Source organism: Streptomyces sp. NBC_00038, assembly GCF_026343635.1.
GTDB lineage: Bacteria > Actinomycetota > Actinomycetes > Streptomycetales > Streptomycetaceae > Streptomyces.
Genome location: NZ_JAPELQ010000001.1, coordinates 43,454 through 57,156 on the forward strand (window position 1 = coordinate 43,454; position 13,703 = coordinate 57,156).

General features: G+C 67.6%; 17 protein-coding genes and 2 pseudogenes. 7 read left to right on the top strand and 12 right to left on the bottom strand.

Annotated features, from left to right (window positions below; genetic code table 11):
- Positions 1-105: 105 nt before the first annotated feature.
- The 3 genes from OG219_RS00230 to OG219_RS00240 all read right to left on the bottom strand — a co-directional run bounded on the left by OG219_RS00230 (position 106) and on the right by OG219_RS00240 (position 1,494).
- Positions 106-522, bottom strand: coding sequence for a hypothetical protein (locus tag OG219_RS00230; protein ID WP_266821577.1), 417 nt, complete (start codon positions 520-522; stop codon positions 106-108).
- 237 nt (positions 523-759) lie between these two features.
- Positions 760-999, bottom strand: coding sequence for a hypothetical protein (locus OG219_RS00235; protein WP_266821579.1), 240 nt, complete (start codon positions 997-999; stop codon positions 760-762).
- 12 nt (positions 1,000-1,011) lie between these two features.
- Positions 1,012-1,494 (bottom strand): hypothetical protein, encoded by a 483-nt coding sequence (locus OG219_RS00240; protein WP_266821581.1) that lies wholly within the window; start codon positions 1,492-1,494, stop codon positions 1,012-1,014.
- Positions 1,495-1,888: 394 nt separating this feature from the next.
- Between OG219_RS00240 and OG219_RS00245 the strand changes: the two genes are divergently transcribed.
- The 3 genes from OG219_RS00245 to OG219_RS00255 are packed head-to-tail and all read left to right on the top strand — an operon-like array spanning position 1,889 to position 3,405.
- On the top strand, positions 1,889-2,230 hold the full coding sequence (locus OG219_RS00245; RefSeq protein ID WP_266821583.1) for a metalloregulator ArsR/SmtB family transcription factor: 342 nt from the start codon (positions 1,889-1,891) through the stop codon (positions 2,228-2,230).
- 3 nt (positions 2,231-2,233) lie between these two features.
- Positions 2,234-2,740 (top strand): SRPBCC family protein, encoded by a 507-nt coding sequence (locus OG219_RS00250; protein WP_266821585.1) that lies wholly within the window; start codon positions 2,234-2,236, stop codon positions 2,738-2,740.
- Complete coding sequence (locus OG219_RS00255; RefSeq protein WP_266821587.1) at positions 2,740-3,405, top strand: dihydrofolate reductase family protein; 666 nt, start codon at positions 2,740-2,742, stop codon at positions 3,403-3,405. The genes OG219_RS00250 and OG219_RS00255 overlap by 1 nt, the downstream gene beginning before the upstream one ends.
- A gap of 303 nt (positions 3,406-3,708) precedes the next feature.
- Here the strand turns inward: OG219_RS00255 and OG219_RS00260 are convergent, their stop codons facing one another.
- A complete protein-coding gene (locus tag OG219_RS00260; protein ID WP_266821590.1) occupies positions 3,709-4,578 on the bottom strand; it encodes an alpha/beta fold hydrolase in 870 nt (289 codons plus the stop codon).
- A gap of 174 nt (positions 4,579-4,752) precedes the next feature.
- Here OG219_RS00260 and OG219_RS00265 point away from each other — a divergent pair.
- A pseudogene (locus tag OG219_RS00265) lies at positions 4,753-4,898 on the top strand (IS701 family transposase); the annotation flags it as partial.
- Between the two features lie 225 nt (positions 4,899-5,123).
- Here the strand turns inward: OG219_RS00265 and OG219_RS00270 are convergent.
- The 6 genes and pseudogenes from OG219_RS00270 to OG219_RS00295 form a co-directional block, all read right to left on the bottom strand.
- Positions 5,124-5,521: pseudogene (locus OG219_RS00270) on the bottom strand (transposase); the annotation flags it as partial.
- Positions 5,522-5,660: 139 nt separating this feature from the next.
- Positions 5,661-6,269 (bottom strand): hypothetical protein, encoded by a 609-nt coding sequence (locus OG219_RS00275; protein ID WP_266821593.1) that lies wholly within the window; start codon positions 6,267-6,269, stop codon positions 5,661-5,663.
- Positions 6,262-6,714 carry an RNA polymerase sigma factor gene (locus tag OG219_RS00280; RefSeq protein WP_266821595.1) on the bottom strand — a complete coding sequence of 151 codons (453 nt, stop codon included), beginning with the start codon at positions 6,712-6,714 and terminating at the stop codon, positions 6,262-6,264. Before OG219_RS00280 ends, OG219_RS00275 begins: the two co-directional genes overlap by 8 nt.
- 107 nt (positions 6,715-6,821) lie before the next feature.
- Complete coding sequence (locus OG219_RS00285; protein ID WP_266821597.1) at positions 6,822-7,064, bottom strand: hypothetical protein; 243 nt, start codon at positions 7,062-7,064, stop codon at positions 6,822-6,824.
- 405 nt (positions 7,065-7,469) lie between these two features.
- Positions 7,470-8,321, bottom strand: a complete 852-nt coding sequence (locus tag OG219_RS00290; RefSeq protein WP_266835952.1) for a phosphotransferase enzyme family protein — start codon at positions 8,319-8,321, stop codon at positions 7,470-7,472.
- A 324-nt stretch (positions 8,322-8,645) separates the two neighbouring features.
- Positions 8,646-9,170 (bottom strand): S1 RNA-binding domain-containing protein, encoded by a 525-nt coding sequence (locus OG219_RS00295; protein ID WP_266821599.1) that lies wholly within the window; start codon positions 9,168-9,170, stop codon positions 8,646-8,648.
- A gap of 353 nt (positions 9,171-9,523) precedes the next feature.
- Between OG219_RS00295 and OG219_RS00300 the strand changes: the two genes are divergently transcribed.
- Entirely contained in the window at positions 9,524-9,994 is a 471-nt protein-coding gene (locus tag OG219_RS00300) for a GNAT family N-acetyltransferase (RefSeq protein WP_266821601.1), read from the top strand.
- 137 nt (positions 9,995-10,131) lie between these two features.
- On the opposite strand, the gene OG219_RS00305 is transcribed toward OG219_RS00300, so the two are convergent.
- A complete protein-coding gene (locus OG219_RS00305) occupies positions 10,132-10,680 on the bottom strand; it encodes a hypothetical protein (protein WP_266821603.1) in 549 nt (182 codons plus the stop codon).
- A 109-nt stretch (positions 10,681-10,789) separates the two neighbouring features.
- On the opposite strand from OG219_RS00305, the gene OG219_RS00310 reads away from it, so the two are divergent.
- Positions 10,790-11,077 carry a hypothetical protein gene (locus tag OG219_RS00310; RefSeq protein WP_266821605.1) on the top strand — a complete coding sequence of 96 codons (288 nt, stop codon included), beginning with the start codon at positions 10,790-10,792 and terminating at the stop codon, positions 11,075-11,077.
- Between the two features lie 58 nt (positions 11,078-11,135).
- Here OG219_RS00310 and OG219_RS00315 read toward each other — a convergent pair whose 3' ends face one another.
- Complete coding sequence (locus tag OG219_RS00315) at positions 11,136-11,384, bottom strand: transposase (RefSeq protein WP_266821607.1); 249 nt, start codon at positions 11,382-11,384, stop codon at positions 11,136-11,138.
- 182 nt (positions 11,385-11,566) lie between these two features.
- Between OG219_RS00315 and OG219_RS00320 the strand changes: the two genes are divergently transcribed.
- Positions 11,567-13,519 carry an SMI1/KNR4 family protein gene (locus tag OG219_RS00320; protein WP_266821609.1) on the top strand — a complete coding sequence of 651 codons (1,953 nt, stop codon included), beginning with the start codon at positions 11,567-11,569 and terminating at the stop codon, positions 13,517-13,519.
- Positions 13,520-13,703: the final 184 nt, after the last annotated feature.

The window sequence follows — 13,703 nt, forward strand, 5'->3', positions numbered from 1 at the left end:
GGGCCGGGCGGCTCGGATGGGCCCGCGGGCGCCGGTGCCGCAGTGACGGTGGGGGCTCGGCCGGCCGACTGGGCGGACTTGCGGGCCTCCAGGGCGACCACGTCGTCACTGCAGGTGCCCAGCGCGACGGCGGCCCGCAAGCACGTCTGCGTGCTGCTGGTGGCGGTGCAAGAGCAGGATCCTGACCAGGGTCTTCGTTCCCTCGATCTCGCCGAGCTGTTGCTGGGCCATCGCCCAGAACGCTTCGTGCTCAGCGGTGAAGGCGCCCTCGGCGCGGGCCTGGTGCAGGGCCTCGGAACGGTCCAGTGCGCCGGGCTTGCGCAGCAGCACCTCCAGGTAGTGATCCAGGGCCAGGTGCTCCAGACCGCGGTCGGCGAGCCTCGCGTGGCGGGCGATCTCACACCGGTTGTCATAGACGACCAGGGTGTCGCCGGTCAGGTGGACGGTGACCTTGCGGTCGATGAACCGGACCGGGACGGAGTACGAGCACATCATCACCGTGATCCGGCTGTAGCGGTCCAACCCTCGGCTGGAAGGTCATCGCCGTCTCGAACGGGTCCGGTGGCAGCGGCAGCAGATGCGGACTCTCCCGGGCAAAGTCCTGGCCGATCGTGCGGATCCGCGACCCGATACGCCGGTTCAGCTCGCGCTCCTCGAACGCAGTGATCCGCTGGTTGAGATCCTCCAGCGTCTCCACCCGTGGAACGGGGGAGGCAGTTGCGCCGGAAGTAACCGACCTGGCCCTCCGCTCCGCCCTTCTCATGCGCTCCCCGCAGCCCCGGCTCGTAGTAAAAACGGGCTAAACCCGCAAAACTCGTGCAGCGCAGTCCACTTCGGGTTCTCCTCCCGCAGCCGGCTGCGGAAAATAACCTTGCTCACCGCCGGGGTGAGGTTGTCGTAGCGCACCTGCCCGGCCGGTACGCCGCCCAGCACGGACAGCCCGTGCACGTGCCCTTCGAAGAACGCCTGCTGCCCGCACGAGCGGGAGATGCGGTGCACTGCCCGGCCCGATTAGGCCAGACGGAACGCGAACAGATAGCACTTCACCCGCTGTCCGGCCAGGTCGACCCAGACCTCCCCGAAGTCCACTTCTGCATCCGCACCAGGCGCATTGTGCCGGGTCAGAAAACTCTCGGCGGGCGTGCCTTCGGCAGCGATCGCCCGACGGCGTGCGGTGACGAAGTCGCGCACCGTGGTGTACGGAAGCGTGACCCCGAACTCCTCCTCCAGTCGCGTACCGATCCGTTTCGCGGTGTGCCGCTGCTTGCGCGGCGCCTCCAAGTCGGCGCGGAGCCAGTCGTCGACCGTCTTCTTGTACGGCTCCATCCGCGGCGATGTTCGCGCCGGCTGCTTGCGTGGCTTCGGCACCGGCGAGGCCAGAGCTTCCCGCACCAGACGCCGGTGTACACCGTACTTCCGCGACAAGGCCCGGATCGACAGCTGCTGTTGCCAGCTGTCCCGGCGGATCCGTTCAAACAACTCCTGCTTGGACAAGGACATCCACAGCACCCACCCTCGGCGGACCACAACCACCGTTCCACCGCAAGAGCCAAGGTGGGGCCACTCCGCCTCGCCACCACCCCCCAGTGCCCCCGAACGCCCCTCCCACTGGGGCCAGTTCAACTGGCCTCGGAGGGGCCGATAGCGAACGCCCTAGCCAGGGGTTGGCCGGAGCGTCTTCTTTTGGCTCCACCAAGGCGACTCCGGCCGGCCCCACTTCGTGACGGTCGGGTGAAGATCGGGAGCCTTGAAGTGGCCCCAGGAAGCGGCTTGCCGTGGGACCGCTTCGTTGCTCGGCGGCGGAGAGGCTACGCAATCGCCATCCGACAAGATTCGTCCGATTCCTAACCGGCTTGACGCATGCCGATATCGGAATATGATGGTGCCCATGGCACGAGCAGCGACGACGTCGGACGTGTTCAACGCAATCGCCGAGCCGCAGCGCCGGGAGATCCTGGTACTGCTGCGGGCGGGTGAGCGGCCGGTGACCGAGTTGGCCCAGGAGCTGGGGATGACCCAGCCGGGGGCGTCCAAACACCTCCGGGTGCTCCGGGAGGTCGGACTGGTGCGGGATCGCAAGGCAGGCAAGCAGCGCCTGTACGGCCTGGACGCCCGCGGGCTGCGGCCGGTCCACGAGTGGGCCGGCGGGTTCGAGCGGTTCTGGAACGAGAGCTTCGACCGGCTGGACGAGTACGTGCAGGACCTCAAGCAGGCAAGTCAGGAGGAGTGACCGATGGCAGCGACAGAACGGGACGCGCCGGCGCAGTCAGCGACGGCCGACCGCGAGATCCTGATCTCCCGGGTCATCAGTGCCCCGCGGGAGCTGGTGTTCGAGGCGTTCACCGAGGTGCGGCACCTGTCGCGATGGTGGGGTCCGGAGGGGTTCACCACCACCACGCGGGCGTTCGAATTCCGCGTCGGCGGGGTGTGGGACTTCGTGCTACACGGGCCGGACGGGACGGACTACCAGGAGTGGATCTCCTGGACCGAGATCGCCCCGCCGGAGCGGATCGCGTTGCTCCACGGTGAGTCCCGCGACGACCCGAACGCCTTCGAGTCGGTCCTCACATTCGCGCCGGACGGCGCAGCGACCCGGATCGAGATGCGCACGGTGTTCCCCACAAAGGAACTGCGCGACGAGGCGGTCGAGAAGTACCACGCGCTCGAGGGCGGCCGGCAGACCCTGAGCAACCTGGCGGCCTACGTCACCGACCTCGCGCAGAAAGGGGCGGAGGGCTGATGGCCGGGAAGGTGTTCTTCAGCGTGACGATGTCGCTGGACGGCTTCATCGCGCCCGAGCCCGTGGCCGTTGACGACTTCTTCGCGGCCGACAAGCAGGACGACCCGGACGTGCAGCGCTGGATGGCGCAGTGGACGGAGCTGCAGCAGTGGGCCTTCCCGCTGCGGTTCATCCGGGAGAACCTGAAGCTGGGCGAGGGCGGCGAGGAGGGCCGCGACAACGACATCGCGCGGGAGACGTTCGAGCGCACCGGCGCGAGCGTCATGGGCAAGCGCATGTTCGACCTCGGCGAGCCGGCATGGCCGGAGGAGGCGCCCTTCCACACCCCGGTCTTCGTCGTGACGCACGAGAAGCGTGACCCCTGGGAGCGGCCGGGTGGGACCACCTTCCACTTCGCAAACGACGGCATCGAGACCGCGCTCGACCAGGCCCGCGAGGCCGCCGGCGACCGAGACGTCCGCATCGCGGGCGGCGGCGCGACGATCCTGGAGTACATGAACGCCGGCCTGATCGACGAGTTCTCGATCGCGCTCTCACCCGTGCTGTTCGGCTCCGGCACCCGCCTCTTCGACGGCGTGGACGCATCCAGGGTCGCGCTGGAGCCGGTCCGCGCGGAGCCGACGCAGCGGGTGACCCACCTGACCTACACAGTCCGGGAGCGGTAACTGTCTCGACGTCAGCGCTCCCCCGCCGAGGTCAGCAGCGCGGTGAGATCCTCGACGGTCGGCAGTGGTCGTTGGGTCGCTCGATGAGCTTGCCGTAGACGATGATGGCGCCGTCGTGGACGGGTGCGACCAGCTGTGGGCAGATGACCGCGGCCGGCGGCCGAACCCGCTGCTGGCAACGCGGCGTGCAGCAACCGGGGTGATCGTCACGCCACTGTATGTCACGCGGTGTACGCCGACTCGCCATGTGGCCGAACGTCGGGGAATCAGACACACACCGCGTGGCCATGAGAAGGGCGATCGTCAACTGATGTCGTCGAGGACCTCGCGCAGCTTGCGCGCAAAGGCCTCAGGCTGCCCGACGTAGCCGAACTCGCCACCGAGGAAGCCGCCGTGGTGGCTCGGGAACACCGTCGCCCGCTGACCGAGCAGCTTGGCCGTGGCCACCGAGGTGCGTCCGGTGATGGTGTCCAGGGACTCCTCGCCCACTGCGATAACGACCCGGGTCGGCGACGCGGTCAGCGCGTCGACGTCGGGCCGGTAGCTGCTGACCGCCCAAGACCGGTCGGAGAGCAGCGGATCGTCACGGGAGCCGTCATCCTCGGCCGGCATCCCGAACACAGCGGGATCCGGGGCGGGCTGGGCGAAGTACTCGCCGGTGAACTCGCCCCTCCACGACGTCATCACAATGAAGGCCGCCATGCCGGCACCCTGGCCCCTATCCTCGTAGGCATCCCGGACGCCGGCCTGCGCGCGCTCGGCAGCCTGGGCGTCGGGAAGCACCGGAATGAGCGGCGGCTCGTGCGCCACCAGGGTGGTCATGTCATCGGGGTACGCCGCCACGAGGGCGAGCGCGGTCACCGCACCGCCGCTGCTCGCGAACATCTCGACCGGGCCCGCGCCAAGCGCCTCGATGACGGCGTGCACGTCGGCAGCATGGATCTGGGGCGCATGGTCGACCCGGCCGTCCTTGCGGATGCTGCGGCCGAGGCCACGCGGGTCGTAAGTGATCACGGTGCGGTCGGGGAAATGTGACGCCAGGGCGCCGAAGCCGCTGGCGTCCATGGGCTGGCCTACCATGAACAGCGGCGGGCGTCTGTCGGCGGCCGGCAGCGGGCCGTGGACATCGTAGGCGAGGTCGGCCTCGGGAGTCTTGAGCACCTGCGTAGTCATAACCATGTAGACCCCGTCTGCGTCGAGAACTCATCGGACCCTACGCACACAGCGCCGACATCTTGACTTTCCAGACCCATTCGGTGTGGTCGATCCGGTGATCGGGGGCTCAGCCTGCTACCCCGGTGCACGCTGCTGATCCGTTGGAAACGCATTCGCGGCGGGGTGGCCTTTCGGTCCTGGATCACCGACCTGCCCGCCGACACCCCACTGGCGGTGCTGGTCCGGCACGCCACCAGCCGCTGGTCCATCGAGTGCGACTACCGCGAGATGGAGCAGGCCCTGGGCCTGGGTGAGTACGAGGGGCGCGCGGATGGCGGCGAAGGTCTCGGCGATGGCTGAGAGGATCGCGGCGCAGCCGTGGTGCGATCCGTCGGAGAACCGGTAGACGGCCTCGGGGTCGAACAGCGAGACGAGCTGGGTGATGTCATGGCTGTTGGTGGCCTCCTTGTAGGCGCGAATGAACGCGGTGCGCGGGACGGTGGGTTCGGGCATTGGCTGGTCCTTGTCTCCCTGTAGCGCAGCGCGACGAGTGGACGGGGCCGTCAGGCTGCCGCGGCCGGTGCTCGCTCGACGAGGCCGCCGTTTTCGAACCGGGCGCCGGCTCGGACCGGGGCGACGAGAGTAGGTGCGGTGATCGCGCGCCAGCGGGCCTGGGCGGACTCGACGAGCTTGAAGACCATCGCGAGGGCGGCGGTCGGGCTGCCGGCGCCGCGGGTGACCTTGGTTCGAAGCTTGACCGTACTGAAAGTTGATGCGATTGGATTTGTTGTGCGCAGGTGGATCCAGTGCTCGGCGGGGAAGTCGTGAACGCCAGCAGCTCCTCGGCCTCGCCGGTGACCTTCGCCGTGGCCTTGGGCCACTTCGCCCCGTACGTCTTGTCGAATGCGGTGACCGCCTTCTCGGCGTGGCAACGGTCCTCAGCGTTGTAGATCTCCTGGAGGCCCCGTCGGACAGGGTGAGGAGGTCGGGGACGAGCGGCTGGCACGGGCACCACATCTGACCGTCGATCCCCCTAGCGGCACAGGCGCTCCCCAAAAACGATCCCAACCCCCCGACGATCAGAAGCAGTTGCTTGCGCCTCAGGCCCGGGGCACGTTGTCGTCCACCTCCCCGAACAGCCTCAGGACCGTGCGCTCAAGGTCGCTCAGTGGGCGGATGCCGATGAGCCACGCCTCCACCACATGCCTGGGTGCCTGGGGATCAGGGCCCAGCATGGCCGTGCTGATGTGAGCGATCTGCTGTTTCAGAGTCCGGAACAGGGCGCGCACCTGGTCACGGGTCACGTCTCGCTCCATCACCCCCTCGTGCAGGAGCTGAAGAGTGGTGCGGGCCTCGCAGGCCAGGGTGTGCACCTCTGCCATGGACGGCGTGGCAGTGCTGATCCCTGCCATCAAACCCGTGGCCTGTACCAGCCGCCTGTTCACCTCCTCAAGGCCACTGGCTTCCGAAGAGTTGGCCGGTCGGCCCGCCGCGTTGTTCGCCGTGCTGTTCAAAGGCACGGCCAGGTGGCGGAGTTTGAGCCCTTGGAAGAGTTCACGACGCAGCGGAGCCAGTGCTTCCAGGCCGGCGTCGGTGTCGAGGGCGTGGGTGACGTTGACGAGCAGTTGGTCCCGGTTGGAGGCCAGCACCTGAGCCAGCCGTTGCTCGGCCTCGCCGAACCCACCTTCACGGGACATGCGATCAGGCATGTGCGTCCCCCTTGTCCAGATCGAGGAGACTGATCAACCGCCTGCGGGCCCGGCTGATGTTCTGCCGTACGGCGCCGACAGTGAGCCCGAGCTCGTCGGCGATCTCTGCATACCCGAAACCGTCAATGTCCCAGGCCATCACTGTGCGCATCGTCGGCGGAAGTTGCCGCAAGGCGCCCAGGACGCTCTGCTGGAACTCCGAGAAGACCGCCTCGGTGAGGGGGCACGTGCTGCCCGGCCGGTCAGGCACCGGATCGGCGGGCGAGGCGCGCACGTTGTTCTGGCGCCAGTAGCAGCGCTGCGCCGTGACCCGCAGCCAGGTCCGGGGATGCTCCAGCGTCTGCCACAGGTCGGGCAGGAGTTTGGCCATGGCTTCGTGCGCGGCGTCGGCAGCTTCGTAGACAGAGGCGCCCTGGTGCATCAGGAACACCGTCACCGCACTCATTTCGCTCCGGTAGAAGGAATCGAAATCCTCTCGCTTGAAGACGCCCGGTCCCTCTTGCACAGGGGATGGGCCACCGACGGCCGCGGACACAGCGGGTTGCTCGGTACTCACGTCGGACAGCCCTCCGTCGGTCCGTCGGCGGCAGGCAAGCTGCCCACCAACATGTCGACGTCGTGGTACGCGGTCCTCTCGATGAGGCGGCTGCCGGGCGGCAGCGACCGCGTCCGCTCCAAGAGACCCTGCTGGTCAAGTTCCGCGTGCCGGGCCTGCGCACGGAACTTGAGCCATCGGTATCCGAGGCGCAGCACGCTGCCGGCCGCTGCGACGACCACCGCCGTCACGGGATCCATACCCACACCACCGCTCTGTGACCGGGGCGCGGTCCCTCCGCGCCGCTTCACCTCCTTAAGCACGAAGCCGGCCAGATGTGACACGCCGGCCGACATCAGCCGGATGCAGTCGGCAGCAACTCGGTACTGCTCGACCGCGACACCCCGCGGTTGCTGCACGAGGAACTGGCGGAGCCCGGTCGGCCGAGACGGCATCCGCCCCAACGCCCGCCCGCGCGCACGGGACCAGGATTGGCAAGCCGGCCTCGCCCGCGAGAATGGGCTCCCTTCTAGTGCCTGAGAAGGGTTCCGTCGCCGTCATCGACATCGACATCAGCGCATCCCGCTCGGATGCGCTGCACGTGATCCTGGCCTTTGCCGGTCGACATCAACAGCCAGGCCGGCTACGACCTCGAAGGTCCGCGATCAGCCATGGGTATCAAGGCTGTTTCGATCGAGCGCTGCTCGGATCTGGCTGAGCCACTCTGTGCCCAGCCGGCGCCCGTTGGGGAGTTGGTCGTCTCGATCCCAGCGCCACGTTGTGATCATCGCCAGCACGAGGGTCCGGCACTCCCGCAGCAAGTCTTGATCGACACCCGGGTAGTGCTCGGTGACTTCTTCGGGCGCATGGGCAAGGTCGAATTCGACGGGCCCACGGCAACACGTCTCAAAGTCTATGAACAGCAGCCCGTTCTTCGTGGCGAGCACGTTGCCCGGGTGCGGCTCGCCGTGCAGCAACTGCTCGGCGCCGCCGCGCTCGCCGATCACTCGTCTCAGGTTTCGCAGCGTGTCGCCGAGCAGTGCCCGGTCCGCGTCGGCGAGCGCCGGAGTGTGGTCGCGGTTGGCCACGAGCTGTTGAGCCTGCTCGACTCGATCCGTGAATTGCGGCGTCGGGACATCGAGCTTGCGCATGCCGGCATGCAGCCGCTCGAGCGCATTGGCGTAGTCGGCTGGTGAGACCTCTCGAGGTGTCACGGGTTCGTAGTAGGTCCACAGCGTGACCACGAAGCCATCACGCTCGTATACGCGTGGCTCCACGCGAGGGTCGAGAGCAGCCACAGGGCACCCGGATTCGGCGAGCCGCTGAGCAAGCTCGACTTCGAACTGTGCGACCTGATGCGCTACGGGTGCCACCCGGGCCACGACGTCACAAGGCAGCAGACGCAGAGTGAGCTTGTTCGAGTCATGAAGAACGATCGCGTCGTCGACTCTCAGATCAAGTGATGAGGCGGTCGACATGGCCGCGGCCACCGCACGCGAGACCTCTGACGCCTGCATCGTCGCCTGGCCCTCCCCCTCGTGCGCTGCCACAACTCTTCCAGCGGTGCGACCCGCGCACCTTACCAAGTTGTCGAAAAAGAGCCGCGGTAGCACGACAGGAAAGCGGCTCAACCGAATCGGCATCACCAAGACCCTGCGCGAGCAGGCCCGCAGCGCCTCCACGTCAATTGCAGGACTGGTGGAAAGGGAACTGGTCATAGCGGAGGCGTACTGCCATCCGCTCCTGAACGCGACCTCCGAGACCGCGTCCAGCAGGCAGCGACAAACACAGGATGACCTGTGGCTTGACACAGATCACCCCAACCGTGAGCCGTACCCTCATCACGAGCGGAGAGACAGCAGGATCCGGCGCCTATGCAGGTTGATTCCGACGACTTCGACCCTGACCTCATCGCCATTCCGCAAGACGCTTTCAGGCTCATCCGCATCGCGTTCTGCGAGCTCATGGATCGGAACCAGTCCCGCGAAATTCTCGTGGACTTGGACGAACGCTCCGATCCGCACGACCCTCTCCACGCGGCCCGCAATCACCCGACCGAACTCAACACGGGCGAACTCCTCAAGCGGATCCGGATAAAGCGCCTTCAGTGAGAAGGAAGCCCGTTCCCGCGCGATATCGACGTCCAGGACCACGATGGTGACCTCCTGTCCGACCTCCACAACGTCCGACACCGCGTCGAAGTGGTAAGCCCAGGTCAACTCGGCCGCGTTCACCAGTCCGTGGAAGCCTCCGACGTCAACGAACGCGCCGAACCGCTCGATGGACGACACCACCCCCTTGCAGACCTGGCCCCGCTCCAGCGTCTCCAGGACCGCCCGGTCACCTTGGTCTGCCGTCTCCGCCATGTCGCCACCCCTTCTCCAGCGGCCAAGACTCTCACGTCAGACCAGCGCGAGGGAGACGGCAGAGCGGCCTGAAGGTGGGGCCAAAACTCGTTGGGTGGGCCACAACTCATTGGTGAAGCCAAGCGGCTCAGCGTCTTGGGGAGCGCGGGTGACGCGTGCTGTGCGGCCCCGAGTATCCGGGATGTCCGGTGAGATGGGCGGATAGCTTGATGACACGGTCCTTCGGCCTGCGGCCATGACAGGCGTGCCTTGTAGAGGCCCGGTCCCGCTGGCGAGAGTGGGGCCGCAGGCCGGTGGGTGGAGCGGTCCGCCAATCTTGATCGCTGCCGAACGGGCTGGTTAGGTTGTCCGGCATGACTGACCTCGGACCTGTTGCCTGGCCACCTGCCCCGATCAGGACCGAGCGGCTCGTGCTCCGCGAGCCCGAGGCCCGGGACCGTAAGGCAATCATCGAGCTGCTGGCCTCGCCCGAGGTGGGCACCTACCTCGGTGGCCCTCGACCGCGTGATGAGCTCGAGCGCGCGATGCCCGAAGCGCCCAGCCGGCGCCCCGGCCGGTTCATAGTCGATCTCGACGGAGCGATGATCGGCCAGATCACGCTCTACAGAGAAACAGGGCACCTCAGTCAGGCTGCCGGGAGGGCCGAGCTCGGCTACCTGTTCCTACCGGAAGCGTGGGGCTACGGGTACGCCGCCGAGGCGTGCGCAGCAGCCCTCGAATGGTTCACCGACGCGCTTCCCGGCGAACCAGTGGTGCTCGCCACCCAGACCGCCAACGTCCGCTCGATGCACCTCGCGGAGAAGCTGCGGTTCATCGAGGTATAGCGCTTCGAGGCCTACGGCGCCCAGCAGTGGTTCGGCATGTGGTCCCCGGTCACACCGTCCGATTGAGCTCGTTCCAGCTGGGAGAGTTCTCGTCGGCGTACACCTTCAGTCGCTCCACGGCGTACCAGTGAACGTGGTCAAGGGTGAATGGGTTGGCCGGGCGGCCGGGTGGGGTCGTAGTGGGTGCGGGCGAAGGTGTCGTTTGCGCGATGGACGGTGTCGGCTTGCGGCGGTGCCGGCCAGACGCTGACAAGGTGCTCTTCGACAGGGTCGTCGCCTTCGTGTGCATGGCCTTCGTCGCGTCCGCGTACCTGAACGCGGACGCGGTACCAGCCCGCCCCGGCCGTGGCGAAGTTCCCGGCATCCTCTTCGACATCCCCGCCCCATCGGAACAGTCGCAGGATGCCAGTCGTGCTGCAGATGCTCACGTCCACTGCGGTCTCCCACTCCTGCGTAGGCAGAGGTGGTTCATCCGCGCAGTGCCGGGTGGTCAGCCGTATCCAGCCGGTGTGCGTGCCCGCCATCACCGTGAGGTGTTCTGGGCCTCCGGCTGCGAGACTGTTTCCCGCGAAGATCCGCCCGACCGTGTCGGTGTCGTCGTACTCGGTAAGAAAGTCGTCGCCCTGCAGGTAGTACTGCCCGTAGGAGACGAACATGCGATCTGAAGTCCACGTGGTGTAACGCATCTACCGGATCATGCCCTGCCCCACTGACAGCGCTGAAACAAGCCCGCAACCGGCTTGGTGTCCAGCGCCAGACCCGGTGAACGGGTTGATGGAGCGGTAGCGTATTTCGGTGATCGACTTGCAGGTTCGGGATGAGGTCGGGAGCATCCTGGCGCATTCTGCCGGTGTGCCCTGGGACGAGGCGCTTGTGGACATCGACCGAGCGCAGTTCCCCATGCTCGCCGGGCTGTGCCCATACGCGGACACCGTCTTCAACAGCTGGCAGAGACCCATGCTGCTGGAGGAGCTGGATCAACTGCCCGCGGAGCGTAGCGGCCCCTGGGTCGATCGGGTGCGCGCCATGTGCCGGACAGCGGAGGAAGGGTCCCATAGGTACGTATGGTTCGTCGGTGACTGATCGGCAGTCTCTGCCATGGCCCTTACTGACCGGGGCAGTCATCGCGGCTGTTGGACCATCAGTTTCTGAGGAGGATTCTGATGCGGAGGAGATCGAGCTTTGCGCGGCCGAAGCCGGTGCGCTTGAGGAGCTTGGCTCTGGTGACTTGGCCCTCGCCCTGGCCGGAACTCCAGTGGCTGCAGAGCCCGGCGATGACTGCCTCCTTGTCGCGCTCGATGCCGTCGACGAACTGGTGCAGGTGCGGCAGATCGTCACGGCGAGCCTGCTCGATCCAGCTCGGAAGTCCGTCGCCTAGATGCTCGTGCATGAGGGCGGCGAAGTCGCGGACGTGCTACCGCGGGGTGCCGGAACGAGACGCATGGTCGTGCCGGTGATCAAGATGGCGCGAGCACGCTGACCCAGTCGGCCGGTTCGGTCGCTTACGCGAGGCCCCCGTTGGCCGCACCAAGCAACGGTGCGCTGTCAGTGGTGGGTGGCAGCATCGGGTGCATGACGGACACCACTGCATTCGACTGGCGGTCCTTCCTGCTCAGGTGGAGCGGGGAATGGGCGGATTCCCTGTCGGACGGCGAGACGCGGGGCGAGGACGACGAGACCGCGCGACGGACGCGCTGGCTGGGGTTCCCGCCCGCGTCGGAGGAGCGAATCGCAGCCATGGAGGAGCGCCTCGGCCGGCGGATGCCCCCGTCGTACCGGGAGTTCGTCAAAGTCAGCGACGGGTGGCGGCACGCGGGCGGGTTCGTGTGGCTGCTGGCGGGGACCGAGGACGCGCACTGGCACAACAACGAGTCAGGCCTCGCGGACATTTTCGAGGAGGACCTGCAAGAAGACGCCGAGCCCGAGGAGCGGCGGGAGGCGGACCTCTGGCGTCGCGCGCTGCAGCTCGACGTCGAGTCCGACATCACCCACGTCCTCATGGATCCCGAAGACGTGGACGAGGACGGTGAGTGGGCCGTGTACACGTGGTCGAGCTGGCGAGCCGCACCGCCCGAACGGCACGCGAACTTCCTGGAGTTCATGCGGGACATGTACCGGGAGTTCCACAGCCTGCAGGCGCACCGGGGCGACGGGGAGCCGGTGTTCGCCAACGACACGACGCGAAAGCTCGACGCGCTGGTGGAGGAGGCCCGGCTGGAGGCGCTGCGCGGCGGCTGGGAGCGGGCCGCCAAGTCGCTGGACGAGGCAAAGGGGTACGGCAGAGCGCGGGCCGCCGGGCTGGGTGACCAGATACGCCGTCTGCTCGGAGAGACCTACATGGTGTATTTCGACGGCCTGGTGACGGACCCGCAGTATGCGCCGGAGCTGCTGCCACCGCTGGTCGCCGAGCACGCGGCGCACTCGTACCGGGACGACTCCACGCTGAAGTTCCATCTGCGGGGCGCCGCCGACGACTTGGTGTCACTGGCGTACGCGACGCTGGATCAGGTGAGGAGCGGCACGTACCGGTACACGGCGCACGGACCGTTCGGGGAAGCGGTCGAGCGGGCGCGGGAGCTTGCGCGGTGGGGAGACACCGACGGGGCATGGCGGACACTGATCGACGCTCTACCCCTGTGGGAACCGCTGGGACCTGACCACCTGGCGCCGCTGGGGTGGTTGGCCGACCCCGTGCTCGGGCCGCTGCTGACCCCGGAGCGGGGCCGCGAGCTGTTGTCCACTCCAAGGGGCGGGCAGGCCAACGAGTCACCGAGGCCGACGGCCGGGCTCGATCCCGGCAACCTGGCGTGGCTCGCGGAGCCGGACCCGGGCAACAACCGCACGTCCTACCGGTTCGTCCTCGTGGAAGACGCGGAGCCGGAGGAGCTGCCCGGACGTCTCGGAGACGGGGGCAGCACCGTGCTGAACGAACCCATGAACTTCTGGGAGGCGCGCCGCAGTTCGTCGCACAGCCAAAGGGAGTCCTCGTCCTACGACGACAGGGCTCTCATGGCAGTCGGCCGGGCCGGCCCCGGCTGGAGCTTCGCCTTTGACGGCGATCCCGCCCCGTTCAACCAGCAGCGCTTCCTCTCCCCTGCCTCTGCCGCGAGCGCGGGCACACGCGCGGTGGTGGTGTGGAGCGGGCTGAGGACGTGGCACGGGGAACCGTTCTTCCACCTTTCGGTGGCGCGAGACGGTGTCGAGCAGTGCGCATTCACGTACGCGGACGGCGAGATCCGGCAGAGCGGGGAGGTACCGCCGGGGCTGGATCCGAGCCGGTTCTTCGGTGAGCTGGAGGACGGGGCCGAGGTGGAACGGTCGCTGCTGGAGGCAGTGGCCGGGGAGTTCGGTGCGTCTCTGCCGCGTCATGCCATCGTGAACGGGCGGTTGCACACATTCACCACCCGTTCCTGGACGCGACCGCCCAGGGACGGCGAGACGTACGCGGTGATCCGCATACACCCGCCAGCCACGCGCCCGGCAGACAGCCGCCAGACGGGAGACGACGGGCCGGGACCCAGGTAGCGACTGGCCAGGCCGCGCAATTCCTCTCAATGCGGTGAGAGTCGAGAGCACGTAGCCTCCCGCATGACCGCGCGCTGGTTCCGCGAAGCCGACCGCGATGAGCTGCTGGCCTCCGCCCGCCACCGTCGTACGTCGCCAAGTCACACCCCCAACAAAGGCAAGCCGCTCCCGCGCAGTTCCGCGA

What these genes read in the sequence shown, in the direction of transcription:
- OG219_RS00280 (WP_266821595.1), bottom strand. Translation starts at nt 6,714, where the DNA reads ATGAGTGCGGTGACGGTGTTCCTGATGCACCAGGGCGCCTCTGTCTAC.
- OG219_RS00260 (WP_266821590.1), bottom strand. Translation starts at nt 4,578, where the DNA reads ATGACTACGCAGGTGCTCAAGACTCCCGAGGCCGACCTCGCCTACGAT.
- OG219_RS00290 (WP_266835952.1), bottom strand. Translation starts at nt 8,321, where the DNA reads ATGCAGGCGTCAGAGGTCTCGCGTGCGGTGGCCGCGGCCATGTCGACC.
- OG219_RS00315 (WP_266821607.1), bottom strand. Translation starts at nt 11,384, where the DNA reads ATGCACGAGCATCTAGGCGACGGACTTCCGAGCTGGATCGAGCAGGCT.
- OG219_RS00275 (WP_266821593.1), bottom strand. Translation starts at nt 6,269, where the DNA reads ATGCCTGATCGCATGTCCCGTGAAGGTGGGTTCGGCGAGGCCGAGCAA.
- OG219_RS00300 (WP_266821601.1), top strand. Translation starts at nt 9,524, where the DNA reads ATGACTGACCTCGGACCTGTTGCCTGGCCACCTGCCCCGATCAGGACC.
- OG219_RS00305 (WP_266821603.1), bottom strand. Translation starts at nt 10,680, where the DNA reads ATGCGTTACACCACGTGGACTTCAGATCGCATGTTCGTCTCCTACGGG.
- OG219_RS00255 (WP_266821587.1), top strand. Translation starts at nt 2,740, where the DNA reads ATGGCCGGGAAGGTGTTCTTCAGCGTGACGATGTCGCTGGACGGCTTC.
- OG219_RS00250 (WP_266821585.1), top strand. Translation starts at nt 2,234, where the DNA reads ATGGCAGCGACAGAACGGGACGCGCCGGCGCAGTCAGCGACGGCCGAC.
- OG219_RS00285 (WP_266821597.1), bottom strand. Translation starts at nt 7,064, where the DNA reads ATGGATCCCGTGACGGCGGTGGTCGTCGCAGCGGCCGGCAGCGTGCTG.
- OG219_RS00245 (WP_266821583.1), top strand. Translation starts at nt 1,889, where the DNA reads ATGGCACGAGCAGCGACGACGTCGGACGTGTTCAACGCAATCGCCGAG.
- OG219_RS00320 (WP_266821609.1), top strand. Translation starts at nt 11,567, where the DNA reads ATGACGGACACCACTGCATTCGACTGGCGGTCCTTCCTGCTCAGGTGG.
- OG219_RS00295 (WP_266821599.1), bottom strand. Translation starts at nt 9,170, where the DNA reads ATGGCGGAGACGGCAGACCAAGGTGACCGGGCGGTCCTGGAGACGCTG.